24 protein-coding genes are annotated in these 24,149 nt (G+C 74.3%); 9 read left to right on the forward strand and 15 right to left on the reverse strand.

Annotated elements, in window-relative coordinates:
• Positions 1–43: 43 nt before the first annotated feature.
• Together ABTZ54_RS26845 and ABTZ54_RS26850 are read right to left on the reverse strand one after the other, a co-directional pair.
• A complete protein-coding gene (locus ABTZ54_RS26845; protein ID WP_351667833.1) occupies positions 44–862 on the reverse strand; it encodes a class I SAM-dependent methyltransferase in 819 nt (272 codons plus the stop codon).
• Positions 859–2,187, reverse strand: a complete 1,329-nt coding sequence (locus ABTZ54_RS26850) for a helix-turn-helix domain-containing protein (RefSeq protein WP_351667835.1) — start codon at positions 2,185–2,187, stop codon at positions 859–861. The genes ABTZ54_RS26845 and ABTZ54_RS26850 overlap by 4 nt, the downstream gene beginning before the upstream one ends.
• A 104-nt stretch (positions 2,188–2,291) precedes the next feature.
• On the opposite strand from ABTZ54_RS26850, the gene ABTZ54_RS26855 reads away from it, so the two are divergent.
• The 3 genes from ABTZ54_RS26855 to ABTZ54_RS26865 are packed head-to-tail and all read left to right on the forward strand — an operon-like array spanning position 2,292 to position 4,260.
• Entirely contained in the window at positions 2,292–2,792 is a 501-nt protein-coding gene (locus ABTZ54_RS26855) for an ATP-binding protein (protein ID WP_351667837.1), read from the forward strand.
• Positions 2,789–3,904, forward strand: coding sequence for a hypothetical protein (locus ABTZ54_RS26860; RefSeq protein ID WP_351667839.1), 1,116 nt, complete (start codon positions 2,789–2,791; stop codon positions 3,902–3,904). The genes ABTZ54_RS26855 and ABTZ54_RS26860 overlap by 4 nt, the downstream gene beginning before the upstream one ends.
• Entirely contained in the window at positions 3,901–4,260 is a 360-nt protein-coding gene (locus ABTZ54_RS26865) for an ASCH domain-containing protein (RefSeq protein ID WP_351667841.1), read from the forward strand. Before ABTZ54_RS26860 ends, ABTZ54_RS26865 begins: the two co-directional genes overlap by 4 nt.
• A gap of 33 nt (positions 4,261–4,293) precedes the next feature.
• Here the strand turns inward: ABTZ54_RS26865 and def are convergent, their stop codons facing one another.
• The 8 genes from def to ABTZ54_RS26905 all read right to left on the reverse strand — a co-directional run bounded on the left by def (position 4,294) and on the right by ABTZ54_RS26905 (position 11,724).
• Positions 4,294–4,923, reverse strand: a complete 630-nt coding sequence (gene def, locus ABTZ54_RS26870; protein ID WP_351667843.1) for a peptide deformylase — start codon at positions 4,921–4,923, stop codon at positions 4,294–4,296.
• A 67-nt stretch (positions 4,924–4,990) separates the two neighbouring features.
• A complete protein-coding gene (locus ABTZ54_RS26875) occupies positions 4,991–5,971 on the reverse strand; it encodes a tetratricopeptide repeat protein (protein ID WP_046907347.1) in 981 nt (326 codons plus the stop codon).
• A gap of 79 nt (positions 5,972–6,050) precedes the next feature.
• The gene (locus ABTZ54_RS26880; protein WP_351667845.1) at positions 6,051–7,310 is read right to left on the reverse strand and encodes an HD-GYP domain-containing protein; all 1,260 of its coding nucleotides are present in this window, start codon (positions 7,308–7,310) and stop codon (positions 6,051–6,053) included.
• Positions 7,307–8,884 carry an HD-GYP domain-containing protein gene (locus ABTZ54_RS26885; protein WP_351667949.1) on the reverse strand — a complete coding sequence of 526 codons (1,578 nt, stop codon included), beginning with the start codon at positions 8,882–8,884 and terminating at the stop codon, positions 7,307–7,309. The genes ABTZ54_RS26880 and ABTZ54_RS26885 overlap by 4 nt, the downstream gene beginning before the upstream one ends.
• Positions 8,885–9,027: 143 nt before the next feature.
• The gene (rsrA, locus tag ABTZ54_RS26890) at positions 9,028–9,330 is read right to left on the reverse strand and encodes a mycothiol system anti-sigma-R factor (RefSeq protein ID WP_351667847.1); all 303 of its coding nucleotides are present in this window, start codon (positions 9,328–9,330) and stop codon (positions 9,028–9,030) included.
• Positions 9,327–9,980, reverse strand: coding sequence for a sigma-70 family RNA polymerase sigma factor (locus tag ABTZ54_RS26895; protein ID WP_207926457.1), 654 nt, complete (start codon positions 9,978–9,980; stop codon positions 9,327–9,329). Before ABTZ54_RS26895 ends, rsrA begins: the two co-directional genes overlap by 4 nt.
• Before the next feature lie 254 nt (positions 9,981–10,234).
• Complete coding sequence (locus tag ABTZ54_RS26900; RefSeq protein ID WP_351667849.1) at positions 10,235–10,873, reverse strand: alpha/beta hydrolase family protein; 639 nt, start codon at positions 10,871–10,873, stop codon at positions 10,235–10,237.
• Positions 10,874–10,908: 35 nt separating this feature from the next.
• On the reverse strand, positions 10,909–11,724 hold the full coding sequence (locus ABTZ54_RS26905) for an SOS response-associated peptidase (RefSeq protein WP_351667851.1): 816 nt from the start codon (positions 11,722–11,724) through the stop codon (positions 10,909–10,911).
• Positions 11,725–11,775: 51 nt separating this feature from the next.
• Between ABTZ54_RS26905 and ABTZ54_RS26910 the strand changes: the two genes are divergently transcribed.
• The 4 genes from ABTZ54_RS26910 to ABTZ54_RS26925 all read left to right on the forward strand — a co-directional run bounded on the left by ABTZ54_RS26910 (position 11,776) and on the right by ABTZ54_RS26925 (position 15,259).
• Positions 11,776–12,471, forward strand: coding sequence for a M50 family metallopeptidase (locus ABTZ54_RS26910; RefSeq protein ID WP_351667853.1), 696 nt, complete (start codon positions 11,776–11,778; stop codon positions 12,469–12,471).
• 20 nt (positions 12,472–12,491) lie between these two features.
• Positions 12,492–13,829, forward strand: coding sequence for a 3-phosphoshikimate 1-carboxyvinyltransferase (gene aroA / locus ABTZ54_RS26915; RefSeq protein ID WP_351667855.1), 1,338 nt, complete (start codon positions 12,492–12,494; stop codon positions 13,827–13,829).
• Positions 13,830–13,832: 3 nt separating this feature from the next.
• On the forward strand, positions 13,833–14,843 hold the full coding sequence (gene rsgA, locus ABTZ54_RS26920) for a ribosome small subunit-dependent GTPase A (protein ID WP_351667856.1): 1,011 nt from the start codon (positions 13,833–13,835) through the stop codon (positions 14,841–14,843).
• Positions 14,844–14,935: 92 nt separating this feature from the next.
• Complete coding sequence (locus tag ABTZ54_RS26925) at positions 14,936–15,259, forward strand: DMT family transporter (RefSeq protein WP_351667857.1); 324 nt, start codon at positions 14,936–14,938, stop codon at positions 15,257–15,259.
• On the opposite strand, the gene ABTZ54_RS26930 is transcribed toward ABTZ54_RS26925, so the two are convergent.
• Complete coding sequence (locus ABTZ54_RS26930) at positions 15,225–15,881, reverse strand: TetR/AcrR family transcriptional regulator (RefSeq protein WP_351667858.1); 657 nt, start codon at positions 15,879–15,881, stop codon at positions 15,225–15,227. The genes ABTZ54_RS26925 and ABTZ54_RS26930 overlap by 35 nt on opposite strands.
• Before the next feature lie 115 nt (positions 15,882–15,996).
• Here ABTZ54_RS26930 and hisN point away from each other — a divergent pair, with 115 nt between their 5' ends.
• Positions 15,997–16,791 carry a histidinol-phosphatase gene (gene hisN, locus ABTZ54_RS26935; RefSeq protein WP_351667860.1) on the forward strand — a complete coding sequence of 265 codons (795 nt, stop codon included), beginning with the start codon at positions 15,997–15,999 and terminating at the stop codon, positions 16,789–16,791.
• Between the two features lie 37 nt (positions 16,792–16,828).
• Here hisN and ABTZ54_RS26940 read toward each other — a convergent pair whose 3' ends face one another.
• From ABTZ54_RS26940 to ABTZ54_RS26955, 4 genes are all read right to left on the reverse strand, one after another.
• A complete protein-coding gene (locus ABTZ54_RS26940) occupies positions 16,829–17,383 on the reverse strand; it encodes an RICIN domain-containing protein (RefSeq protein ID WP_351667862.1) in 555 nt (184 codons plus the stop codon).
• Between the two features lie 47 nt (positions 17,384–17,430).
• The gene (locus ABTZ54_RS26945; RefSeq protein ID WP_351667864.1) at positions 17,431–18,294 is read right to left on the reverse strand and encodes a peptidoglycan-binding protein LysM; all 864 of its coding nucleotides are present in this window, start codon (positions 18,292–18,294) and stop codon (positions 17,431–17,433) included.
• 5 nt (positions 18,295–18,299) lie between these two features.
• Positions 18,300–19,211 carry a CAP domain-containing protein gene (locus ABTZ54_RS26950; protein WP_351667866.1) on the reverse strand — a complete coding sequence of 304 codons (912 nt, stop codon included), beginning with the start codon at positions 19,209–19,211 and terminating at the stop codon, positions 18,300–18,302.
• A 117-nt stretch (positions 19,212–19,328) separates the two neighbouring features.
• A complete protein-coding gene (locus tag ABTZ54_RS26955; RefSeq protein WP_351667868.1) occupies positions 19,329–22,442 on the reverse strand; it encodes an AfsR/SARP family transcriptional regulator in 3,114 nt (1,037 codons plus the stop codon).
• A gap of 220 nt (positions 22,443–22,662) precedes the next feature.
• Between ABTZ54_RS26955 and ABTZ54_RS26960 the strand changes: the two genes are divergently transcribed.
• On the forward strand, positions 22,663–24,096 hold the full coding sequence (locus ABTZ54_RS26960; RefSeq protein WP_351667870.1) for an AfsR/SARP family transcriptional regulator: 1,434 nt from the start codon (positions 22,663–22,665) through the stop codon (positions 24,094–24,096).
• Positions 24,097–24,149 lie beyond the last annotated feature (53 nt).

Genomic DNA, 24,149 nt, shown 5'->3' on the forward strand with positions numbered 1-24,149 from the left:
GGGCCCCGCAGCGGTGACGGTGCGGGGCCCTTCGGCGTACCGGTCATCTCCGGCAGACGAGGATTCCCCCGAGGCAGGTGATCTCGTACGCGCCGTGGCGGGCGATGTGTTCGGTGAGGAGTACGCGGGCGCGGTCGATGGTCGCGTCGAAGGGAACGTCGTGCTGGTCCGACCAGGCGCGGTAGGAGGCCATGTGAGCGATGACCGGCTCGGGGTCGCGGACCGTGATGGTCCCGGGCAGTTCCGCAACCTCCACCTGGCTGAACTCCTCGCCGAGGAAGGCCGGGGCCTTCTCCAGGGAGAAGCGGGCACTGAGGGAGATGCGGGCCGGGCCTCGGTCGATGCCGAGGACGTCGCCGGCGGCCCGTTGCCAGAGGTCGTCGAGTTCGGCCTTGTCGCGGTCGCCGTTGGTGGAGGCGATCACCAGCCCGTCGCGGGCCACGACCCGGGCCAGTTCCCTGACCGCTTGGGGAATATCGGGCACGTGGTAGAGCATGTGAAGCGCGAGAGCGGCATCGGTGCTCCCCGCCGCCAGCGGAAGCCTCGCCGCGTCCGCCACGGCGACCGGGCCGGGGACGCCGACAAGGATTCCGGGGGCAATGTCGAAGCCGAGCAGGGACAGGTCGGGGCGGTCCTGACGGAGCCGCTGGATGAACTTGCCGTTGCCACAGCCGATATCGACGACGCGCCCGCGTACGTCGCCCAGCCGCTCGGCGACGAGGCCGGGGAGGTCGTACCGAGGCGTCTGCCACTGGTAGAGCGACTGCCGGGCGGCCAGGTCCCGGTCCCCGTTGTAGGCGCTGCCCGCCAGGCGGGCGCGGTCGGTGACGGCGGCGTCATGGGCGGCTGACAGGTCGGTCACGTCGGCAACTCCGGAGGGTGGGCGGCGGACTGGGACGCACGGACGGCCGTGTGCTGGAGTCGGTCGCGCAGATGAAGCGCCTGCACGGCTCCACCGTACTGCGGCCCTTCCAGCTCCCGCCCGAGAACGGTGAGCCGGTGCACGATACTGGCCGACATGCGCTCCGGCGAGGACTGGAGAACGAAGGCGAGCATCGCCTCCGTGCCCTCCAGGTCGCCCAGGAGCAGATGGCCGCTCGCCAGATCGAGGTGCGCGGCGAACAGATCACCGACCGACTGGTCATCTCCGTCCCCACTGCGATAGAGGCGGATCGCCGTGTCCGCGCTGACGATGGCCCGGTGGACGTGCTCCCGCCCTCCCACGGCCAGGAGGGTCGTTCCGGCATACGCGAACTGCTTGGCGGCAGGGAAGTCGAAGACTCCCAGTACCTCGTCCCCACCCGAGATCGCCTCGCGCGATCGTTCGGCGTCCGACAGGGCGGCGAGCGCCCCGGCCGAGTCGCCGATTATCGCCAACGCCCGGGCCTCCAGACTCGCCAGCCGTGCGCCGATGCTGCCGCTCGCCCTGTGCCGCCGGCCGGCCTGCGCCAGCCGGGCCGCCTGCTCGTACCGGCCTGTCCAGTACGCGATCAACGACTCCACAGCCCGTACCCAGGCCAGCATCCCCTCGTGCCCCGCCGCCTCGGCGCAGGCCCGTGCGGTGCGGGCGTGGGTGGCGGCGGAGTCGTAGGCGCCCAGGTCAAGGCAGACGTGTGCGGACAGGCCGCAAAGGCGAGAGGCGGAGAGGTAGAGGTCGCTGGTCTGCCTCGGGTGCTGCCGCCCACGCAGCAGCTCGAACACCCCGTCCCGTAACCGCCTGATCTCGACGTACTGCTCCATCAACGGGTGGCTGACGTACGTACGGGCAAGCCGACCGACGTCCGCCTCCAACTGCTCGACGACGAACTCGTCAGCGTTGCGGTGCGCAATGAACCGAGCGAAATCGGCCGAGTGCGCCGCATCCTCCGACAATGGGACCCCGCGAAAGCAGCTTTCCCCGGGTGACGGCACGGACAGCGTGATCTCGGCATCAGCCCCGTCGCGCTGCCCCTTACTCGTAGCAACGGCCAGGTCGAGCAGGGCGACATCGACACCGAAGATCTGTGCCAGGTACCTCCGCGCGTAGGGAATCGGGATCCGCGCTTCGCGCTCGTACCGCCCGATCTCCTTGCCGGTCTTCGCGGAACGCCCCTCCAGGGCGTTGTACTCGTCAGCAACCCTCTGCTGGCTCCAGCCGCGCGCGATGCGCAGCCGGACGAGCAGGGCACCGATCCCGGTGTCGCCCATGCCGTCTCCCAGGAACACGTGGTCTCTGGCCCCCATAGTGGCCCCCGCCTTGGCCCCCGCGCTGGCTCCCGACTCAAACGAGGGAAGCCGCTTTGCTGTTGACCATGGCAAGCGAACTCACCAACAGGTCACCCAGCACCGCCCTGGATCTCCTTCCGGGCACGGTTCGACACCACACCAGGCTCTTCCCTCGCCGCCGCACCACTCCGCGCGCCGCTCGTGACTTCGTCGTCGCCGTGCTGACCGAGTGGGGCGAGACCAGCCGCCTCGACGACATGCGGCTGTGCACGTCGGAACTCGTCACCAACGCCGTAGTTCATGGTGCGCCCGTGGGCCGGCTGGTCCTCGTACGCGTCGAGTCCCTCGACGAGAAACTGCGGATCGAGGTCCACGACAGCGGCGAGAGCACGCCCACGCAGCGGGTTCCCGAGGAATCCGCCGTCGACGGCCGCGGTCTGTTGATCGTCGCCGCGACCGCCGACGACTGGGGCGTGAAGGAGCGGACCGGGCCCGGGAAGTGCGTCTGGGCCGCATTCGACCGTACCGCGAGCGGGGCCTTGCCCGTGCCGCCCTACACCAACGGCCCTCAGGGAGACACCTCGTGACCACGTTCCCGGTCTCGCCGAACACCGTTCTCGCCAACGCCCTCCACCACGCCGAAGACGTCCTGACCCCCCGTATCCTCGCCAGCCCGCCCGAGCGGATCATCCTGGTCGTCGGCACCCAGATCAACGGCGCCCCGCACATCGGCACCTCGCTCGTGCAGTCCCTGGCCTTCGCCATGGCCGCCCGCCTGCGCGACCGCTTCGGCCTCCCCACCGAGGTCCTCTTCAGCGCCCTCGACAACGCCCCGTACGAGCTGGCAACCGACCCGGCCAGTGGACACCGCTACCAACGCGCCTACGCCCACGCCCTCGGCGAGCATGCACTGCTCGACCTCGTCACCGCCCTGTACCAACCGCTCTTCACGGCCCTCTCCAGGCGCCTGGGCATCCCGCACCGCATCGAGACGTACACCCACCAGCAGGCCGGCGAGCACTACCGCCGCACCTGGCTCCGGCTCCTCCCCCGCATCGACGCCGCCCGCTGGTGGCTCGCCCCCTCCACCGGCGCCCCGCACCTCCGCGTCCCCTGCCCGCACCCCGACTGCGGCTGGGCCGAGAAGCACGCCGAACGCACACGGGTCCACCTCACCAGCCCCGAGACAGCGCAAGTCTCCGCCGTCTGCCTCCACCACGGCCCGTACGAGGCCACCATCACGCCCACCACCGGCGGCTACCTCGACCTCGCCACCCTCTACCGCAACCTGGTCAAGGAACTCGCCCTGACCAGCCCCCAGGGCACCCTGCACGTCATGGTCAAGGGCGGCGACTGGGTCTTCGGCTCCCACCTCGTCGACGAGGCCCTCCAGGCCGTGGGTCTCACCCGCGCCCAGCTCCCGGCCCGCCTGTTCTGCCCCCAGGTCGTCACCGACACCGGCGCCAAACTGTCGAAATCCCTCATACGAGAAGGCCACGCCCCCTTGCCCGAGGGAGCGGCCCCTTGGATGCTCGACACCCGGCAGTGGCCCGGCACGGTCACCGAGTACGCCGACCAACTGCTCGCCATGGCCGAGACCCTGCTCTCCGACCCCCGCCACTTCTTCCGCTCGTACTCGGCCGCCGAGATCGGCCGCCTGATCACCGCACCCTCCCCCAGGAGCGCTCTCTCCCGATGACCGACCGCACCGCCCGCGTCCGCGAGCTCAACCTCTACCGCCAGTACTTCGAACTCGTCGCCGCGGGCACCAAGACCATCGAAGTGCGGGTCAAGTACCCGCACCTCGCCGACCTCGCCGCCGGCGACACCATCCGCTTCCGCATCAAGGACACTGACGAGACCTGCGACGTCGAAGTCCTCCGGGTCACCGAGTACCCCGACTTCGAAGCCCTCCTCGACGGCGAGGGCCCGACCAACGTCAACCCGACCGCCACCCGCGACCAGCAACTCACCAACATCCGCACCATCTACGGCCCCGAGAAGGAAGCCCTCGGCGCCCTCGCCATCGAGATCGAAAGGGCCCCTCACCGGTGACGGTGAGGGGCCCTTTGGCGGAGACGCGCCAGGTCAGTCGTTCGCGACGACCGGGTAGCGCGGGGTGCCCTCTTCCATCTGGCGGAGGGCGTCCTTGCGGTCGCGCTTGGAGAGGCGGTCGATGTACAGGTAGCCGTACAGGTGGTCCGTCTCGTGCTGGAGGCAGCGGGCGAAGTAGCCGGTGCCCTGGACCTTGATCGGGTTGCCCTGGGCGTCCTGGCCGTGGACCACGGCGTAGTCCGGGCGGGCCAGCTCGGCGTAGGCGGTCGGGACCGAGAGGCAGCCCTCGTTGGACTCGTCGAGGGAGCGGCGGTCGGCCGGGAGCTCCTGGAGGACCGGGTTGCAGACGGTGCCGACGTGCCGGACGCCCTCGTCGTCCATGCAGTCGTAGACGAAGACCTTCAGGTCCACGCCGATCTGGTTCGCGGCCAGGCCGACGCCCTCGGCGGTCTTCTGGCTGGCGAACATGTCGTCGATCAGCTGCGCGAGCTCGTCGCCGAACTCGGTGACGTCCTTGCACTCCCGGTGGAGCACCGGGTTGCCGACGACCGTGATCGGACGCGAGGTGCCCCGCTCACGGTGCGCGAGCTCACGCTCCTCGCAGTCCTCCGTGTCGACGACGAAGCCGTCGTTGATCTGCTCGTCCGTCTCCTGCTGCGCCATGTCCGGCCGCGCCCTTCTGAAAACCCGATTCCGTCGGAGGACAGCCTACGGGCCCGGGGCCGTGGCCTCAGCAGACCTCTTCGAGATCCCGCCACTCGCGGCTGTCCGGGCTGTCCGCGACCCAGCCGTCGAGCAGGCCGCGCACCAGGCCCGCCGGGGCGGCGATCCCGCACTCCCGCTCCGGCACCCACAGCTCGCCGGGCGAGCGGTGGCCGAGCGGGCCGGGGTGGCCGGGCTCGCTGTGGTCGTGCGGGTCCAGGTGCTCGCCCTCGCCCTCGGCGCTGGGCATGGTCGACTCCGAGCAGGCCCGGCAGAGCAGCCGTACGGAGGAGGACCAGTCCTCGGCGGCGAAGCCCGCGTCGGCGGCGAGCTGCTCCAGGGCGTCCCGGTCGGCCTCGGTGGCGGCCTCCAGGAGGACCACCCAGGTGGGGACGGGCGACGGGGCCCACAGCTCGATCTCGTCGAAGACCGGGTACGAGGGGCCCGCGCTGGTGGTCCGCTCGCCGTTCGGGACGCCGTCGTGCAGGACGACCTCGCCCCAGCGGCGGCCCGAGGAGGGCAGCGGGATGGAGAGGACCTCGATCCGGGCCGGGTCGAGCCTGCGGCCCCACACGACCTCGGCCTCGCCCTCCGGGGAGAGCCGCACGGCCGCGCTGCCCAGCTCCATGCCGGCCGGCTCGCCGGTGCCGGCGGCGGCCCCGGGGACCTTCAGGCCGTAGGCCTGCCAGGCGCGGCGGGCCAGCGGCCAGTCCTGGAGCGCGGTGGCGGCGATGCCGACGTTCCACCAGTCGGGGGCGCCGGTCTCCTTGTCGAGCAGGGCGACCGCGCGCAGCCCGGCGGCCCGGGCCTGCTCCCAGTCGTGCCGGAACTTGTGCAGCAGGGCCAGGTTGAACCAGGACTCGGAGAGCCAGGGCTCCAGGTCCGCCGCACGCGTCAGCAGCGCGCCCGCGTCCTCGTACCGGCCGTCGCCGATCAGCGTGAACGCGCGGTCGGTGGCCTGCCGCCACGAGGCGGAGGGCCGATGCCGTACCTTCCCGAAGATCCTCACGATTCCCGCCTGCCGGTCGCTTCACCCTCTTGTTCGCATCCAACCATGCCCGGTCGGACGCGCGCTCATTACCCATGGGTTACCCCGGTGGGACTGGGGCGATACCCCTCGTGGCACCGCCGCGGGCGAGCACCCTGGCGAGGGATTCGACGACGTCCGGGTGGTAGTCGCGGGCGGTGCCGAGCCGGAGGCGTTCCAGGGCGCCGAGGCCGCCGCACGCGGTGGTGGCGGCGAGGTCGTCGTACGCGTTGACGGCGCGGACGATGCGGGCGGGGAGTGGCTGGTCCCGGTACGGGTCGGCCTGGCGTTCCACTACGACGGCGACGGCCGTCGCGACCCCGGTCTGGCGCACCACGGCCCCGCCCAGCAGGGCGATCCTGCGCTGTTCCTCGGGCGGCAGGAGGGCGGTCGCGCCGCCCTCGACCGGGTCGACGAGGGAGAGCTGTCCGATGTCGTGCATGAGCGCCGCGTATTCGAGGACGGTCAGCTCGGCGCCGGTCAGGCCCAGCTCGCGGCCGACGGCCCGGCTGAGCTCGGCGACCCGGCGGGCGTGGCCCTGCGGGGTGCAGCCGGCGATCTCGGTGGCGCGGGCCAGCGAGGCGATGGTCTGCCGGTTGGTGGTGCGCACCGCCGCGTACCGCCGGTAGGAGACCTGGGTCAGCAGCAGCGGTACGGCGAACACGGGCAGCGCCCACAGTCCGGCGACGGCCACGCCGAGGGCCATGACGGTGCCGGTGGCGCAGACCGCGGAGCCGATGCCGGGCAGGGCGCGCAGCTGGTCGCGCAGGAGCGGGCCGTACGGGTGGCCGGTGCGGGCGCGGTGCAGCAGGGCGGCGAGGACGGCGTCGCAGAGGGCGGTGAGGAGCAGCAGCAGGAGCAGGAAGAGGGCGTACGCGGGGCCGTGGCCGAGGTAGGCGGTGACGGCGCCCGTGTTGAAGAGCGGCTGGAAGCAGAGGGCGGCGAAGCCGACGGTGAGGACGCGCCGGGCCAGGTGGTCGGGGTCGGGCCCGTGGCCGCGGGCCACGTGCGGGACGATCCCGGCGAGGCCGCCCGCGACGGCGACGGCGACGGTCTGCAGGACGCCGTGGGTGGTGGTGTGGCCCGCGTTCTCACCGAGCAGGGCGTAGGCGAGGGCTCCGGCGGCGGCGAGCGGAGCCGGTTCCCGCTCGCCGGGCTGGGCCCCCCAGCGGGCCAGCTCACCCAGGGCGATGAGGGCGCCGAAGGCGAAGGCGACCCCGGGTTCGTCGACACCGCGCCAGAGGGTGACGGCGATGCCGGCGAGGGTCAGCAGCAGGGCCAGGGCGCGTACGGCGCCGACGGTGGCTCGGCCGGTGCTCACGCGTGCTCCTCGGCGGGCCGGGCCGGCCGGGCCGGAGCCGGAACCGCCGCAGCCGCCGGGGCCGGAGAAGCCGCCGGAGCCACCGCGGCTGCGGGGACCACCGCTGCCGCCGGGGCCGGAGAGGCCGCCGAAGTCGCCGGAGCCACCGAGCCCGCCTGCGCCCCCGCGACCACCGGAACCGCCGCAGCCGCCGGGCCCGCCGCCGAAGCCGCCCCCGCCGTCCCCCCGACCGCCCCACTCCGGGCCCCCGGCAGCGGCGCCGTCGTCTCGTCCGCCGTCACCTCCGTCTGCCACCCCTGCCGGGCGAGCGCGCGGGCGAGGGCCTCGACCATGCGCGGGTCGAACTGGGTGCCCGCGCACCGCGCCAGTTCGGCCAGGGCCGTGTCGACGGGGCGGGCGCGGCTGTAGGAGCGGGTGGAGGTCATGGCGTCGAAGGCGTCGGCCACGGCGACCACGCGGGCGTACTCGGGGATCTGGTGGCCCTTGAGTCCGTACGGGTAGCCGGTGCCGTCCATGCGTTCGTGGTGGTGGAGGATCGCGGTGCGGGCCTCGCCGAGGAAGCCGATGCCGCGGACCATCTCGTGCCCGTACTCGGGGTGCAGCTCGATGATCCGGCGCTCCTCGGGGGTGAGCGGCCCGTCCTTGCGCAGCACCCGGGTGGGGACGCCCAGTTTGCCGACGTCGTGGAGGATGCCGGCGAAGCGGACGACCTCCAGGCGGGCCTCGGCCATGCCGAGCTCCTGGGCGATCAGGACGGAGGCGCGGCCGACCCGTTCGCTGTGGCCGCGGGTGTAGCGGTCCTTGATGTCGACGGCCTGGACGAGGGCCCGGATGGTGGCCTGGTGGGCGGCCCGCTCGCGGTGGTACTGGGCGAAGACCCAGCAGGAGATGTACATGGGCAGCAGGACGAAGAGCGCGGCGACCGGCCCGTACGGGCTGCGCCAGAGCACGGCCGTCATCAGTCCGGCGAGGCCGTGCACGGCGTGCGGGGCGAGGGCGCGGCCGAGCAGTCCGCGCCAGGCGGCCCGGGCCGGGAGCTGTTCGGCGGTGGCCCGGATGCCGCCGTCGAGGGCGGTGAGGGTGAGGCAGAGGGCGAGCGCGGCGGCGCCGGCCGGCAGCAGGGCGTACGGGAAGTCGGGGGTGTCGGGCCCGAGTCCGAGGGCGGCGTGGCAGTGGAAGAGCCGGGCGGCGTGCGAGGCGGTCCAGACGGCGAGCGCGAGCTGGGCGGCCCGCCAGACGCGGCGGGCCCCGGCGGGCGGGTGTTCGACGCGGCCGAGGAGGGCGCCGGGCACGGCGGTGAGCGCGGCGGCTGCGGGCGGCAGGAGCAGCGCGGAGGCGATCAGGACGGGGAAGAAGGAGCCGGCGGTGAGCGGGGCCGAGCCGCCGTGGGCGCGGGCGGCGAGCGAGCAGCGGGCGGGCAGTTCGCACAGCGCGTAGAGGGCGGCGAGCAGCAGCACGGCGCGCCAGGGCGTGCCGGCGCCGGGGCGCAGCGCGGGCAGGGCGGCCGCGGTGGCGGCGAGCAGGGCGCAGCCGATGTACACGCGTGCCGTTCGCGGAATGCCCTTGACGCCCATCACGCCCGTCACGCTAGCGAGTTGAGGCGCCGTCGACGGGCCGCCCGGGGTGATTCGCACCATCGGGTGATACAAGCCGATGGACACACCGAAGGCCGGGCGACACGCTCGCCCGGCCTTCGCGGTGTGGGTGCGGTGCCGCCCTACTGCTCCTGGGGCGCGGCCGCGACGTCCTGCTCGGGCACGCTGTGGCCCGAACGGATGAGGTCGATCCGGCCCATCACCTTGGCGCGCAGGTCGACCGGCACGTCATCGCTGCCGCAGCAGCGCTTGACCAGCTTCTTCACCGCCTGTTCGAGGCCGTACTTCTCCAGGCAGGGGGAGCACTCCTCGAAGTGCACCTCGAACTTGGTGCAGTCGGTGTCGGGCATCTCTCTGTCGAGGAACTCGTAGAGATGGTCCAGGACCTCTGAGCAGTCCGTCTCGTGCGGATCTCCGCAGCTCATGAGCCCGAGCCTTTCAGATCGTGCGACTCTCCGGCGCCCGCGGGAACCAGCCCGCGGTCACGGGCGTAGTCCTCGAGCATGCCGCGCAGCTGGCGGCGGCCCCGGTGCAGCCGGGACATCACCGTACCGATGGGTGTACCCATGATGTCCGCGATCTCCTTGTACGCAAAGCCCTCTACATCCGCCAGATAGACGGCGATGCGGAACTCCTCGGGGATCGCCTGGAGCGCCGCCTTCACGTCGGAGTCCGGCAGGTGGTCCAGGGCCTGCGACTCGGCCGAGCGCAGACCGGTCGACATGTGCGACTCGGCGCGGGCGAGCTGCCAGTCCTCGATCTCCTCGGCGGCCGAGCGCTGGGGCTCGCGCTGCTTCTTGCGGTACGAGTTGATGAAGGTGTTCGTGAGGATCCGGTACAGCCACGCCTTGAGGTTGGTGCCCTCGCGGAACTGGTGGAAGGAGCCGTACGCCTTGGCGTAGGTCTCCTGCACCAGGTCCTCCGCGTCCGCGGGGTTGCGCGTCATGCGCAGCGCGGCCGAGTACATCTGGTCGAGGTAGCCGAGGGCGTCCCGCTCGAAGCGCGCGTTGCGCTCCTCGGTCGTCTCCTCGGGGCCGTCGTCGGTCCCTGTGTCGGTCCCAGTGACCGGACCCACCTCCTCCAGCGCTGCGGCGAACCCGAACGCGGACCCGCTCGCTTCGGAGGATAGACGAGGAACCTCTCCGTCCGCCGCCCGAGCGGGGGCGATCTTGGGCGCGGGCAACACCGTCCAATCCAGGTCAGCGGCCTGCGCGCGCTCGGGGCAGATGGTCGAACCCATGCGACGGACTCCCTCTTCCTGCGCTCTCACGCACCGATGTCCGTCACAACAGCGGTGCCGCGCCCGGCATTCCCGGGCGGCCCGCCGGGTCACCGAAGTGACGAGACCCACGCGGTCACTTCACGCACGATCACCTCGACGGCCTCCTCCTGGGAGAGCGGGGCGCGCTTGGCGACGGCGAAGCCGTGGTCGCCGTACGGCACCTCGGCGAGCGTGTACGGGCCGTCCGGGAACTCCTCCGGCCCGCCGAAGGGGTCGTTGCCGCCCTGGACGACGAGGGTGGGGACGCCGGAGCCGAGGAGCTCGGCGGCCCGGGAGCTCTCCGGCCTGCCCGGCGGGTGCAGCGGGAAGCTCAGCGCGAGCACGGCGGCGGCGCCGAGCTCGGCGGCGGTGCGGCAGGCGACCCGGGCGCCCGCGCTGCGTCCGCCGGCGATCACCGGCAGGCCGGGGGCGGCGAGGGCGGGCCACAGGCCGCGCCAGCCGGTGTCGAGGGTCTTCGGGGCGGGGGCGACCTTCTTGCCGGCCACCCGCCAGGGCTGCTCGACGAGGGCCACGGTCACGTCGTGCGCGGGCAGCGCGGCGGCCAGGGCCACCAGGTCGCGGGCCTCGATGCCGCCGCCGGCGCCGTGGCTCAGGGCGAGCACGGCCCACGGCTTCCTCGCGGCGGCCCAGGTGATGCGGGCGTCCCCGGCGTCGGTCGCGACGATCTCGGTCTTGGTCTTGGTCACGGGCCCATCCTCTCCCCCGGAGAGCCGGAACGGGCTCAGAAGAGCGTGCCCACCTCCGGCCCCGCCAGCTCCGTCAGGAGTTCGGGCCCGTTGTTCCGTACGTTGCTGACGGCGGTCGGCACCGGGTAGGCGCGCATCAGGCCCTCCGGCGGCGGGGTGAGCAGCGAGCGCAGCTCGTCGAGTCCGGTGCGGGCCGGGTCCAGCCAGGCGTCCCAGCGGTCCGGGGTGAGCATCAGCGGCATCCGGGGGTGGATGTCGGCGAGCGAGCGCGGGCCCTCGGCGGGGGCGACGCCGAGGGGGCCGCTCTCCGCCTCCGTGGTGACCACGGAGCAGGTCACCCACCAGGCCTGCGGGTGGTCGTCGGGCAGGGTCCGGTCGCGCCAGAACTCGTAGAGCCCGGCCATGGCGAAGACGGAGCCGTCGGCGGGGGTCACGAAGTACGGCTGCTTGCGGGGGCGCTTCTTCTTGCCCTCGACCTCCAGCTCGCGTTCGTCGGAGCCGGTCACCCACTCGTAGTAGCCGTCGGCGGGCAGGATGCAGCGCCGGGTGGCGAACGCCTTCTTGAAGGAGGGCTTCTCGTGCACGGTCTCCGCGCGGGCGTTGATCATCCGGGCGGCGCCCTCCGGGCTCTTCGCCCAGGACGGCACGAGCCCCCACTTCAGGACGCGCATCTGGCGAACCGGCCGCCGGGATTCCGCGTCCTTAAGAGGACGCTCCAGGATCGCGTAGACCTCCTTGGTGGGGGCCACGTTCCAGTCGGGGGCCAGGGTCTCCTCCGGCTCCCACCTCTCCACCTCGAAGACGTCGACCAGATCCTCGGGGCGCCTGCTCGCCGCATACCGTCCGCACATGAGTGCCACACTGCCACGGTCCCGCCGCCTACTGAGGAGCCCGTCCGAAAAATGAGCCTCTCCCAGGGCGTACTCGACCCGCAGACCGCGCCCGCGCAGTGGATCGTGATCGCCACGGCGGTCGCCGCGCTGGCCGCGGTGGTGCCCCGCTCCCTGTGGCGCCTGTCCCGCAACGCGATCACCATCGCCCACGAGGGCGGCCACGGCCTGGTCGCGCTCGCCACCGGGCGGCGGCTCCAGTCGATCCGGCTGCACTCGGACACCAGCGGGCTGACGGTCTCGCGCGGGCGGCCCACCGGCATCGGCATGATCCTGACGGCCGCGGCCGGCTACACCGCCGCCCCCCTGCTCGGCCTCGGCGGGGCCGCGCTGCTCGGCGCGCACCGGGTGACGCTGCTGCTGTGGCTGGCCACGGCGCTGCTCGTGGCGATGCTGGTGATGGTCCGCAACGCGTACGGGATCTTCACCGTGCTGCTCACCGGCGGCGTCTTCCTGCTGGTGTCCTGGCTGACCGGCCCGGACGTCCAGTCGGCCTTCGCGTACGCGGTGGTCTGGTTCCTGCTGCTCGGCGGCGTCCGGCCGGCCTTCGAGCTCCAGTCGAAGCGGCGCCACGGCGGGGCCCCCGACTCGGACGCCGATCAGCTCGGACGGCTCACCCATGTGCATCCCACGCTGTGGCTGTTCTTCTTCCACGCGGTCTCCCTCTGCGCCCTGATCGGCGGAGGACGCTGGCTCCTGGGCGTGTAGTCCCCCCGTAAAGTGAGGGCATGACCGAAAGCTCCGCGCACCCCGATCCGCTGACCGGCCTCTGGCCCGCCCCGTACGCCGGGGGTGCCGGCGGTGCCGTGGACGCCACCGTCACCGTGCCCGGATCGAAGTCGGTCACCAACCGCGCCCTCGTGCTCGCCGCGCTCGCCGCCGAGCCCGGCTGGGTGCGCCGCCCGCTGCGCTCGCGCGACACCCTGCTGATGGCGGAGGCGCTGCGCACCCTGGGCGTGAAGATCGAGGAGGGCGTCGGCCCGGACGGCACCGGCGAGGCCTGGCGGGTCATCCCGGCGGGGCTGCGCGGCCCGGCGACCGTGGACGTCGGCAACGCCGGCACGGTCATGCGCTTCCTGCCGCCGGTCGCGGCCCTCGCCGAGGGGCCGGTCCGCTTCGACGGCGACCCGCGCTCCCACGAGCGCCCGCTGCACGGCGTCATCGACGCGCTGCGCGCCCTCGGCGCCCGGATCGACGACGACGGGCGCGGCGCGCTGCCGATGACCGTGCACGGCGGCGGCTCCCTGGAGGGCGGTGTCGTGGAGATCGACGCCTCCTCGTCCTCCCAGTTCGTCAGCGCCCTGCTGCTGTCCGGCGCGCGCTTCAACCAGGGCGTGGAGGTGCGGCACGTCGGCGGCCGGCTGCCCTCGCTGCCGCACATCCGGATGACCGTCGACATGCTGCGGGCGGTCGGCGCGCAGGTCGACGAGCCGGAGCACGGCGGGCGGCCCGACGTGTGGCGGGTGGCGCCGTCCGCGCTGCTCGGGCGGGACCTGGTGGTCGAGCCCGACCTGTCCAACGCGCAGCCGTTCCTGGCGGCCGCGCTGGTCACCGGCGGCCGGGTGACCGTGCCGGACTGGCCGGCCCGCACCACCCAGCCCGGTGACGCGCTGCGGGAGATCTTCACCGCGATGGGCGGCTCCTGCGAGCTGACCGAGCGGGGCCTGACCTTCACCGGCACCGGCCGGATCCACGGCATCGACGTGGACCTGGGCGAGGTCGGCGAGCTGACCCCCGGCATCGCGGCGGTCGCCGCCCTCGCCGACTCCCCTTCGACCCTGCGCGGCGTCGCCCACCTGCGGCTGCACGAGACCGACCGGCTGGCCGCGCTGACCAAGGAGATCAACGGGCTCGGCGGTGACGTGACGGAGACCGAGGACGGGCTGCACATCCGCCCGCGCCCGCTGCGCGGCGGCGTCTTCCACACGTACCACGACCACCGGATGGCGACCGCGGGCGCGATCATCGGCCTCGCCGTCGAGGGTGTGGAGATCGAGAACGTGGCGACGACGGAGAAGACCTTGCCCGACTTCCCGAGGATGTGGACCGAAATGCTCGGAGTCTGAGTCATGCGGCGTTACGGGAAGCACACCGACGAGGACGACATCCGCCAGCGGCCCAACCGCAAGGGCAACCGTCCCCGTACCACCCTCCGTCCCAAGCACGAGGACGCCGTCGAGGGCATGGTCCTCACCGTCGACCGGGGCCGGCTCACCTGTCTGGTCGAGGACCGGATGGTGACGGCGATGAAGGCCCGCGAGCTGGGCCGCAAGGCCGCCGTCGTGGGCGACCGGGTCTCCCTGGTGGGCGATCTGTCGGGCGAGAAGGACACCCTGGCGCGGATCGTGCGGATCGGCGAGCGCAGCTCGGTGCTGCGGCGCACCGCCGACGACGACGACCCGTTCGAGCGGGTGGTCGTGGCCAACGCCGACCAGCTGGCGATCGTGACCGCGCTCGCCGACCCCGAGCCGCGCCCCCGGCTGATCGACCGCTGTCTGGTCGCGGCCTACGACGGCGGGCTCTCCCCCTTCCTGGTCCTGACCAAGTCGGACCTGGCGCCCGCCTCGGCGCTCCTTGAGCTCTACGGCGACCTGGACATCCCGTACGTGGTGGTCAACCGCGAGGAGCTGTACGACGGCGGGGCGGCGGACCGGGTGCGCGAGCATCTGGGCGACCGGGTGACGGCGTTCGTGGGGCACTCGGGCGTCGGCAAGACGACGCTGGTGAACGCGCTGGTGCCGGAGGAGCGGCGGCGGATCACCGGACATGTGAACGCGGTGACCGGCCGTGGCCGGCACACCACGACCTCGGCGCTGGCGCTGCCGCTGGACAAGGCCGAGGGCTGGGTCATCGACACGCCCGGCGTGCGTTCCTTCGGGCTGCACCACGTGGATCCGTCGCGGGTCATCCACGCCTTCCCGGACCTGGAGCCGGGGACGGAGAACTGCCCGCGGGCCTGTAGCCACGACGAGCCGGAGTGCGCGCTGGACGCCTGGGTGGCGGAGGGTCACGCCGATCCGGCCCGGCTGTACTCGCTGCGGCGGCTGCTCGCGACCCGGGAGCGACGCGAAGGCGACTGATTCGCGCACGTTTGCGGGCGCCCTCGTCTGGTAAGTGCATAATCGCACCAAGTGAGACGAAGCAGTCACCGACGGCGTGGGAGGCACTGACGATGGCGTGGCTGCTGGTGGTGGTCGCGGGCATTCTGGAGACGGGGTTCGCGGTCTGCCTCAAGCTCTCGCACGGCTTCACCCGGCTGTGGCCGACGGTCGCCTTCGCCGCCTTCGCGCTGGGCAGCTTCGGCCTCCTGACGCTGGCGCTGCGCAAGCTGGACGTGGGTCCGGCGTACGCGGTGTGGACGGGGATCGGGGCGGCCGGGACGGCGATCTACGGGATGGTCTTCCTCGGCGACCTGGTCTCCACGCTCAAGATCGTCTCGATCACGCTGGTGATCGTCGGCGTCATCGGCCTCCAGCTGTCGGGGTCGTCGCACTAGGACCCGCCCCAGGTGCCAGCGCCTCGCGCACCAGGCGCACCCGGTCGCCCTCCGACTCCCGGCCCGTGGCGGCCACCACGAAGGACAGCGCGAGCCGCAGCGCGAGCTCGCAGGAGCGGGCGGCGTCCCCCCTGCACGAAGGGTCCCCGCCGTCCGGCCCCCGCGCGATCAGCGCCGCCGCCCGGTCCCGGGCCTGGCCGAGCAGCTCCCCCGGTGAGGGAACCCCCGCGTCGGCGCGCCGCTGCTCGGGTACGGCGGCGGCGCGGGCCCCGGCGCGCGCCGGGCGCGGGGCGGGCAGCCGCTCGCCCCAGGAGCCGGTCAGCAGGGCCCGCAGCACGGGCCGGGCGGCGGCCGAGGCGACGGTCCACTCGGCGACGGCGACCAGTCGGCGGGCGGGCGGCCCCGGCTCGGCGAGCGCGGCCTCGACGCCCCGGAGGTAGCGGTCGGCCTCACGCCGTACGAGAGCGCGGGCCAGCCCCTCCTTGCTGCCGAACTCGTTGTAGAGGGTCTGCCGGGAGACCCGGGCGCGGGTCGCCACGTCGATCATCCGCACCGCGGACCAGGGCTGCGTGCCCAGGGCCGCGAGGGCGGTGTCGAGGAGGGTTTCGCGGGCAGTCGGCATCGTCGCCTCCGGACCGGCTCTGGCCGGGTCGTCACTGCGCTCAGCGTTGACGTGCGGCCACGCACTGTCAAGGGCCGCCGCGGGGCGACCCGTGTCCGGGGGATAGAGTTTCGACATGGCCGAATACCACGACGATCTGCGTCTGGCCCATGTCCTCGCGGATGCCGCGGACGCGGCCACGATGGACCGGTTCCAGGCGCTCGACCTCAAGGTCGAGACCAAGCCCGACATGACCCCGGTCAGCGAGGCCGACAAGGCCGCCGAGGAGCTGATCCGCGGTCAGCTCAAGCGCGCGAGGCCGCGCGACGCGATCCTCGGCGAGGAGTACGGGGTCGAGGGCACCGGCCCGCGCCGCTGGGTGATCGACCCCATCGACGGCACCAAGAACTATGTGCGAGGGGTGCCCGTGTGGGCGACCCTGATCGCGCTGATGGAGGCCGGCGAGACCGGCTTCCAGCCGGTCGTGGGCGTGGTCTCCGCGCCGGCCCTCGGCCGCCGCTGGTGGGCGGCGAAGGGCCTCGGCGCGTACACCGGCCGCAGCCTCGCCTCGGCGACCCGGATCGGGGTGTCGAAGGTCGGGCGCCTGGAGGACGCCTCGTTCGCGTACTCCAGCCTGACCGGCTGGGAGGAGCGCGGCCGGCTCGACGGCTTCCTCGACCTGAGCCGCGCGGTCTGGCGGACCCGCGCGTACGGCGACTTCTGGCCGTACATGATGGTCGCCGAGGGCTCGGTGGACCTGTGCGCGGAGCCGGAGCTGTCCCTGTGGGACATGGCGGCCACCGCGATCGTGGTGCAGGAGGCCGGCGGCACCTTCACCGGCCTGGACGGACGCCACGGCCCGCACAGCGGCAACGCGGTGGCGTCGAACGGACTGCTGCACGGGGAGCTGCTCAGCTACCTCGGCGGCTGAGCGGCCCCCCGTTCCCCGGCGGTGGGGCGGCCGGGCGTCAGCCCAGCTGCCACCACTGCCCGGCGTCGTTCTGGTCGCAGGCGGCCATGGAGTTCAGGTAGCCGGACCCGTTGCTCTTCAGGCACTTGCCGGTGACCGCGTTCTTGGCCATCCGCCAGCCGTTGCCGCCGTCGACCAGGTTCCACTTCTGGGCGGGCGCCACGCCGCCCCAGGGGCTGTTGAGGCCGTCACGCGTGGCCGAGCCCAGCTGCGGGATGGCCAGGTCGTTGGTGCCGCCGGCCTCCAGGACCTTGTCGTAGCCGTGGCTGATCGCGCTGGTGCCGTCGCAGTAGCGCCACACCGTCCAGGTCTGCGCGGGCGAGCCGTTGGGCGTGTAGGTGCCGACCCGCTGGCCGTCGGCCTCGTTGTTGTACGGCAGGTCGAGCGCGCCGCCCCGGTAGGTCGCCACCTCGGTGCGGGTGGAGACGGTCGGCGGGAGCGAACCGCAGTCGGTGGCCTCGGCGGCCAGCGCCGTCGGAGCGGTCGCCAGGGCCGCCCCCGCGACGGTCACGGCGACGCCGACACCGGCGGCGAGGGTACGGAGTGATGACATGGCTGTCCTTTCGGAGTGGGTACGGGTGGTGGTGACGCGGTCGCGCGTCATGCGGTGACCTGGAAGCCGTGGGCCTTGCCCAGGCGCTCCAGGGTGGTGCGGCCCGGCAGGCCGTCGGCGTCCGTGCCGCCGAAGCCGCAGCGGCGCTGCCACGCGGCGTACGCGGTCACCGTCTTGGTGCCGAAGGAGCCGTCCGCCCACTGGGCGGGCAGCAGCCCCTCGGCGGCCAGGGCGCGCTCCACCGGGAGCACGTCGGCGCGGTGCGCCGCCACGCCCTGGGCGGCGGCCGGGTCGGTGCGGGCCGCGGAGAGCACCCGGGCGAGGCTCACCACGGACTTCAGGTGGGAGCCGCTCCGGGGCTTCGCCCCGGCTCCGCCCGCGGCGGCGAAGAGCGCCGACGGGTCGATCGCGCCCGGGTCCCAGTGGTCGTTGCCCGGTACATGGACGTGGCCGAAGTGCCCGCCCTTGCCGCGCCAGTCGGAGCGGGACCGCCCCCGCCCGGCCCACACGTCGGGCACGCCCCAGGAGCGCACGGCCGCCATGAGGGCGCCGAAGCCGGGCCCCGGCTTCCAGTAGCCGGTGAACGGGGTGGCGGCGCGGGCCAGCACCTCGATCTGGACGCAGACCCGGCCGGTCCGGTTGGTCCGGGTGTCGCCGTCGTTGCGCAGCGCCCGGGCGCTGCGGTCGAGCGGCCCGAACTGGCCCAGCTTGTCGGTGGTGGGGTCGTACAGCAGGTGCGGTTCACTGCCCTGCTTGATCAGGTACGCGCCGACGGCGTCGAAGGCCGCGTTGCCCGCGCCGCTCTCGGTGGTGTGCCAGACGACCCGGGGCGGGAGGTCCGGGGTGTCCATCGGGCCGCCGATCGCGCCGTCGCCGAGGCGGACGACGCCGGGGATCCATGCCGTTCCCATCGGGTTCAGCTCCCGAAGGTCTGCACGTAGCGGCCCCAGTTGCCCCGCTGACGGGGGGCGTAACCGATGCCGATGGCGCGGTAGTTGCCGCTGAGGATGTTGGTGCGGTGGCCGGGGCTGTTCATCCACATCCGCATGGCCTCGGGGACGCTGTTGCTCGGGGTGACGTTCTCCGCGCGGGCGGTGTTGCCCGGGTATCCGGCGTCGCTGATGCGGCGGCTGAAGTCGGAGCCGTCGGTGCCGTTGTGCTGGGTGAGGTCGTTCGCCGCCATGTCGTTGGCGTGCCGCTGCGCGGCGGCCGAAAGACGGTCGTCGAGCCGCAGGTCGGGGGCGCCGACCCGGCGCCGCTCCTGGTTGACCGCGGCGAGCATCTCGTTGCGGAAGTCGCCGCCGCCGCCCGGCTGGGGCTGCGGCTGGGGCTGCGGCTGCGGACGGCCGCCGCCGGTCTGGCCGCCGCCCGTCTGGCCGGCCGGGACGAGCTGCCAGAGCTGGCCCTGGTTGGCCGTGTCGCGCCCCCACACGCCGAGCGCGGCGCCCTGGCCGTCGGCGGTGAGGTAGGCGGCGCCCTCGTTGCCGCGGGCGCTGCGCAGCAGGACGCGGCCGTTGCCGCCGTCCTCCAGGTACCAGCGCTGGTTGTCCTGGCCGTGCTCGCGGACCAGGTGGGTGGTGTAGTTGGAGAAGTTGTAGTCCATCACCATGCCCTGGCCCGGGGCGTGGGTGTTGTGGGTGAGCTGGGTCTCCAGGAGCCAGGTGCCGTTCTCCTTGGCCCAGAACACCCAGCCCTGGGCGGCGGTCCCGTTGGGCGCCCAGGCCTGGATGCGGTTGCCCTCGCCGGCCTGGCTGCCGTTGACGTCGGCGGCCCTGCCGTTGCTCGCGACGAGGGTCAAGACCTGCCCGTTCTGCGGCTGCGTCGTCATGTCGTGCGTCTCCTGTGTCCGTGTCGTTGACCTGACGGGCCATACGTTCACGGACGCCGGTAGACAAGCGGTCAACGCGCGTAGCGGAGGGGTCGGTACGGGGGCTTGTCAGGTGGATCAGGGTGTCGGCAGGCTGCCGAGCAGGGTCCGTACCGCTGCCTCCTCCTCCGCGATGCCGAGGCGTCCGTACACCTCGGCGGCGTCCTGGAGGCAGGCCCTGGCCTGGCGCGGCCTGCCGAGGGAGGCGAGCGCCGCGCCGAGGGTGTGCAGCAGGGCCGCCTCCAGGGCGGCGCTGGTCTTGCGGGCCAGCGGCAGTACGGCCTCGGCGGCCTCGGCGGCGAGCGTGGCCCGGCCGGACTCGGCGTGCAGCCGGGCGGCGAGGTCGCCGGCCGCCGCCTCGAACACGGCGACCTGGAGCCGGGCGAACTCCTCCCGCGCCCCGACGGCGTGCCCGAGCGCCGCCTCCGGGTCCCCGCACAGGCGCAGCACCCGGGCCAGGTAGTAGCGCCCGGTCGCGGCGGACACCGGTCCGGTGCCGCTCATCAGGCGGGCCCCGCGCTCGGCGGCGCTCCGGGCCTCGTCGAGGCGGCCGGTGTGGGCGGCGTTGAAGGCGAACTCCCCGAGCGCGCTGCCCTCGGCCCGCTCGGCGCCGAGCAGCCGGAACGCCCCGGCGGCCCGGCCCGCGTGCTCGGCGGCCTCGGCGTGCCGCCCGTGGATCCGGGCGTTGCCGGCCAGGGTGAGCAGCGCCTTGGCCCGGACCCGGGCGGCGGGGCCCGCGCCGTGGCCGTGGCCTTCGCCCGAGCCGTGGCCGTGGCCCGCGCCCGCGCCGTGGCCGTGGCCCGCGCCCGCGCCTTCGCCGTCGCCCGAGCCGTGGCCGTGGCCTTCGCCCGCGCCGTCACCCGCGCCGTCGCCGTCGCCGTCGCCGCACAGGCTGACCGCGCGGGCGATCTCGGCGCGCGAGTCCTCGTACCGGTTGACGTGCCAGAGCATGTTCCCGCGTACGTACCGGGCGAGGGCCTGGGGCCCGTGGGCGCCCCTGGCTTCGGCGGCCTCGGCGACCTGGGCCGCGAGGGCGGCGATGACGGCGGTCTGGGTGCGTTCGAAGAGCACCGAGCCCATCTTGTCGACGAGTTCGGCGGCCTGGGCGAGCGGCAGCGCCTCGTCCGCGCAGGCCAGGGCGACGGCCGCGGCGTGCACGGCGGCCTGCTCGCGCATCCAGCGGACGGCGGCGGCGCCGTCGGCGAGGGCCCGGCCGGTGCGGCCGACGGGCGTGTCCAGGAGGCTCTGTTCGGCCGGGTCGACCGAGCGGGCGGCCGTGTCGGCGTTACGGGCGGTCGCCAGGCAGAAGTCGAGCAGCCGGGCCGCCGCCCCGGAGCGCGCCTCGCCGGTCTCCTCGTCGGCGGCCCGGTCGCGGGCGTAGGCGCGGACCAGGTCGTGGAAGCCGTAACGGCCGAAGCCCGGGGACTGGAGCAGGTTGAGGTCGACGAGCCCTTCGAGCAGCTCGTCCGTGTCCGCCTCGGTGCGGTCGAGGAGCGCGGCGGCGCACGGCAGCGCGATCTCGGGCGCGTCGGGCAGCGAGAGCAGCCGGAAGGCGCGGGCCGCCTCGGGCGCGAGCCGGTGGTACGAGAGCGCGAAGGTCGCCTCCACGGCGCGCTCCCCGTCGTCGAGCGCGGCCAGCCGCCGTTCGTCGCGCAGCCCTTCGGCGAGCGCGGCGAGGCTCAGCGCGGGGTCGGCGGCGAGCCGGGACGCCACGATGCGGACGGCGAGCGGAAGCCGCCCGCAGGCCGCGACGATCTCCTCGGCCAGGCCGGGTTCCGCCGCGACCCGCTCGGCGCCCGCGATCCGGGTGAACAGCTCGACGGCCTCGGCGGCGGGGAGCGGATCGATCCGCAGGTGGTGGGCGCCGGCCAGGCCGGGCAGCCGGGTGCGGCTGGTGACCAGGACGGCGCAGTCGGCGGAGCCGGGCAGGAGCGGTTCGACCTGTTCGGGACCGGCCGCGTTGTCGAGGACGACGAGGACCCGGCGGCCGGTGAGCGCCGAGCGGTAGCAGGCCGAGCGCTCGGCGGCGCCGGGCGGCACCTCCGCCGCGGCCACCCCGAGGGCGCGCAGGAACTCGGCGAGCACGTCGGCGGGTTCGCGCGGCGAGCGGTCGGCGCCGCGCAGATCGGCGAAGAGCTGCCCGTCGGGGAAGCGGTCGGCCGCCCGGCGGGCCGCGTGCACGGCGAGGGTGGTCTTGCCGACGCCGCCCATGCCGTCGAGCGCGGACACCACGACGGCCCGGCCGCCCGCCCCCGCGAGCCGCTCCGCGAGGGCGTCCACGGCGCCGCCGCGCCCGGTGAAGTCCGGGAGGTCCGCCGGGAGCTGCTCGGGCGCCCGCCAGGCGGGACCGGGCTGGGCGGCCGGTGCGGGCAGCAGCGCGGGGTCGTCGCGCAGGATCCGCAGCTGGAGCCCGGCGGGCGAGTCCGGCCCCTGGTCGCCCGCGGGCAGGTCGCCCCGGGCGTCCTCGAAGACGGCGAGGGCCTCGGCCGTGCGCCCGGCCCGGTGCAGGGCGCGCATCAGGACGGCGACGAGCCGGGGGCGGCCCGGGTGCTCCAGACAGAGCGCGGCGGCCTCGGCGGTGAGGTCGGCCCGGTCGGCGAGCTCGGCGTCCAGTTCGAGCCGCTGCTCCAGCGCCCCGAGCCGCTCCTCCTGGAGCCGCGCCCGCACGGCCTCGGCGTGCGGCCCGCCGAGCCCGGCGAGCGGCTCGCCCTCCCACAACGCCAGGGCGGAACGCAGGAGTTCGCGTACGGCGGCGGGGTCGGCGCCGCTGTCCGCCGCCGCCTCCGCGAGCAGCCGGCGCCACTCCCCCGTGTCCGTACGGGCGCCCGGGGCGCGCAGCGTGTAGCCGTCGCCGACGCGGACGATCGGGGAGTCGGCGAGGTGCGGGCGGAAGGCGGAGCGCAGCCGGTAGACGAGGAGTTGGAGGGCCTTGCGCGGGTCGGCGGGGGCGGCGCCCTCGCCGTAGATGCCCTCGGCGAGGATGCCGTGTCCGACGGCCCGGTCCGGCGCGTCGAGCAGGACGGCGAGCAGGGCCCGCTGCTGGGGCCTGCCCAGGTCGAGCTCCTCGTCCCCGTACCAGGCCCGCAGGGGTCCGAGCAGCGCGAACTTCAGCCTTCTCGTGTCCCCCTGGCGTACCGCCTCCCCGGCCTCCCCCACGCACCCCTGACGCCCCGTGACGCCCTCCTCACCCATGGCTCCCCCGGCTCCCGAAGTCCTCGTCCGCCCCGCCGACCGGCCGCCCATGACTCCTGTCACTTCTCTTGCCCTATCCCTCGTGACCTGTGTGTTTCCCCCTCGGACCGCCTTCCGGCGCGCGACGCGCCCACGGCGCGCAACCCCATCGGGGCGCGTGGTCCGGCCGCCTATGATGCGGCACGCGACCCACGACGGACTCATGGCTGAGGGGGGTGTCATGGGACTGGAATTCGCCATTCTCGGACCGCTGCGCGCATGGCACGACGGACGCGAGCGACCGCTGGGGCGGCCGCAGCAGCGGGCGCTGCTGTGCGCCCTGCTGCTCGCGCCCGGGGAGCTCGTTCCCACGCAGCGGCTGATCACCGCGCTGTGGGGCGAGGACGACGAGGACTGGCCGAAGGACCCGGTCGGCCAGATCGGCACGCACGCCCACCGGCTGCGCCGGGCGCTCGACGCGCCGGAGGCGCTGCTCGGTTCCTCGGGCGGCTACCGGCTGGACGTCCCCCGCGAGGCGGTGGACGTCTTCCGGTACGAGGACGAGGCCGCCCGCGCGGCGGCCGTGCTGCGCGGCGACCCGGAGGCGGCACGGGAGCTGTCGCTCACGGCCCTGCGCCGGTGGACCGGGACCCCGCTCGACGGGGTGCCGGGCCCGCTCGCCCGCCGCACCCGGGACCGGCTCGCGGCCTCCCGGCACGCGGCGCGCACGACGCTGTACAAGGCGGAACTGGCCCTGGGCCGGCACGCCGAGGTGCTGCCCGCGCTGCGCGAGCTGGTGGCGGCGCACCCGGAGGACGAGGAGGCGCACCGGCTCTGTCTGCTCGCGCTGTACCGGTGCGGGCGCCGCCCGGAGGCCCTGGCCCTGTTCGCGGCGCTGCGCGAGCGGCTCGACCTGCGGCTGGGGATCGACCCGGGCGGGGCGGTGACCGCGCTGTACGGGCGGATCCGCCGGGACGACCGGTCGCTGACGGTGCTCGTGCCGCCCCGCCGCCCGCCGCGGCCCTGCCAACTGCCGCCGGACATCCCCGATCTGGTGGGGCGCGGGGCGCAGGTCCGGGAGGCGGAGCGGCTGTTGCGGGCCGGGGCGGGCAGCCCGGTGGTGGCGCTCTCGGGGCCGTACGGGACGGGCACGTCGACGCTGGCGGTGCACTTGGCGCACCGGGTGCGGGACGCCTTCCCCGACGGGCAGTTGTACGCGCGGGGCGATGCCGCCGGGGACGTACGGGAGGTCATGGCCGGTTTCCTGCGGTCGCTGGGCGAGCGGCCGCCGGAGGACGCGTGCGCGGGGGCGCTCGGCGCGCGGTACCGCGCGGCGCTGGCGGGCCGCCGGGTGCTGGTGCTGCTCGACGGGGCGCCGGAGCCGGGGGCGTTGCTGCCGGGGGTGGCGGGGTGCGCGGCGCTGGTGACGGAGTCGGGCGGGGAGCTGGCGGCGGAGGTGGCGCGGCTGCGGATCGGGCCGCTCGATCCGGACGACGCGTTCGAGCTGCTGGCCCGGATCGCGGGCCCGGACCGGATCCACCGGGAGTCCGGCGCCGCGCGTGAACTGGCCGCGCTGTGCGGGCATCTGCCGGCCCGGCTGCGCTCGGCGGCGGGCCGGCTCGCGGCCCGGCCGCAGTGGTCGGTGGCGGACCTGGTGGGCCGTCTCTCGGCGTGACGCACGGCGGCCCCGGCCGGAGAGGGGGTCCGGCCGGGGCCACGTACGGGGGT

This window comes from Streptomyces sp. NPDC094032 (assembly GCF_040303965.1).
Taxonomy (GTDB): Bacteria; Actinomycetota; Actinomycetes; order Streptomycetales; family Streptomycetaceae; genus Streptomyces.

What these genes read in the sequence shown, in the direction of transcription:
- ABTZ54_RS26850 (WP_351667835.1), bottom strand. Translation starts at nt 2,187, where the DNA reads ATGGGCGACACCGGGATCGGTGCCCTGCTCGTCCGGCTGCGCATCGCG.
- ABTZ54_RS26855 (WP_351667837.1), top strand. Translation starts at nt 2,292, where the DNA reads ATGGCAAGCGAACTCACCAACAGGTCACCCAGCACCGCCCTGGATCTC.
- ABTZ54_RS26865 (WP_351667841.1), top strand. Translation starts at nt 3,901, where the DNA reads ATGACCGACCGCACCGCCCGCGTCCGCGAGCTCAACCTCTACCGCCAG.
- def (WP_351667843.1), bottom strand. Translation starts at nt 4,923, where the DNA reads ATGGCGCAGCAGGAGACGGACGAGCAGATCAACGACGGCTTCGTCGTC.
- ABTZ54_RS26885 (WP_351667949.1), bottom strand. Translation starts at nt 8,884, where the DNA reads ATGGGCGTCAAGGGCATTCCGCGAACGGCACGCGTGTACATCGGCTGC.
- rsrA (WP_351667847.1), bottom strand. Translation starts at nt 9,330, where the DNA reads ATGAGCTGCGGAGATCCGCACGAGACGGACTGCTCAGAGGTCCTGGAC.
- ABTZ54_RS26905 (WP_351667851.1), bottom strand. Translation starts at nt 11,724, where the DNA reads ATGTGCGGACGGTATGCGGCGAGCAGGCGCCCCGAGGATCTGGTCGAC.
- ABTZ54_RS26910 (WP_351667853.1), top strand. Translation starts at nt 11,776, where the DNA reads ATGAGCCTCTCCCAGGGCGTACTCGACCCGCAGACCGCGCCCGCGCAG.
- aroA (WP_351667855.1), top strand. Translation starts at nt 12,492, where the DNA reads ATGACCGAAAGCTCCGCGCACCCCGATCCGCTGACCGGCCTCTGGCCC.
- rsgA (WP_351667856.1), top strand. Translation starts at nt 13,833, where the DNA reads ATGCGGCGTTACGGGAAGCACACCGACGAGGACGACATCCGCCAGCGG.
- ABTZ54_RS26925 (WP_351667857.1), top strand. Translation starts at nt 14,936, where the DNA reads ATGGCGTGGCTGCTGGTGGTGGTCGCGGGCATTCTGGAGACGGGGTTC.
- ABTZ54_RS26930 (WP_351667858.1), bottom strand. Translation starts at nt 15,881, where the DNA reads ATGCCGACTGCCCGCGAAACCCTCCTCGACACCGCCCTCGCGGCCCTG.
- hisN (WP_351667860.1), top strand. Translation starts at nt 15,997, where the DNA reads ATGGCCGAATACCACGACGATCTGCGTCTGGCCCATGTCCTCGCGGAT.
- ABTZ54_RS26940 (WP_351667862.1), bottom strand. Translation starts at nt 17,383, where the DNA reads ATGTCATCACTCCGTACCCTCGCCGCCGGTGTCGGCGTCGCCGTGACC.
- ABTZ54_RS26945 (WP_351667864.1), bottom strand. Translation starts at nt 18,294, where the DNA reads ATGGGAACGGCATGGATCCCCGGCGTCGTCCGCCTCGGCGACGGCGCG.
- ABTZ54_RS26950 (WP_351667866.1), bottom strand. Translation starts at nt 19,211, where the DNA reads ATGACGACGCAGCCGCAGAACGGGCAGGTCTTGACCCTCGTCGCGAGC.
- ABTZ54_RS26955 (WP_351667868.1), bottom strand. Translation starts at nt 22,442, where the DNA reads ATGGGTGAGGAGGGCGTCACGGGGCGTCAGGGGTGCGTGGGGGAGGCC.
- ABTZ54_RS26960 (WP_351667870.1), top strand. Translation starts at nt 22,663, where the DNA reads ATGGGACTGGAATTCGCCATTCTCGGACCGCTGCGCGCATGGCACGAC.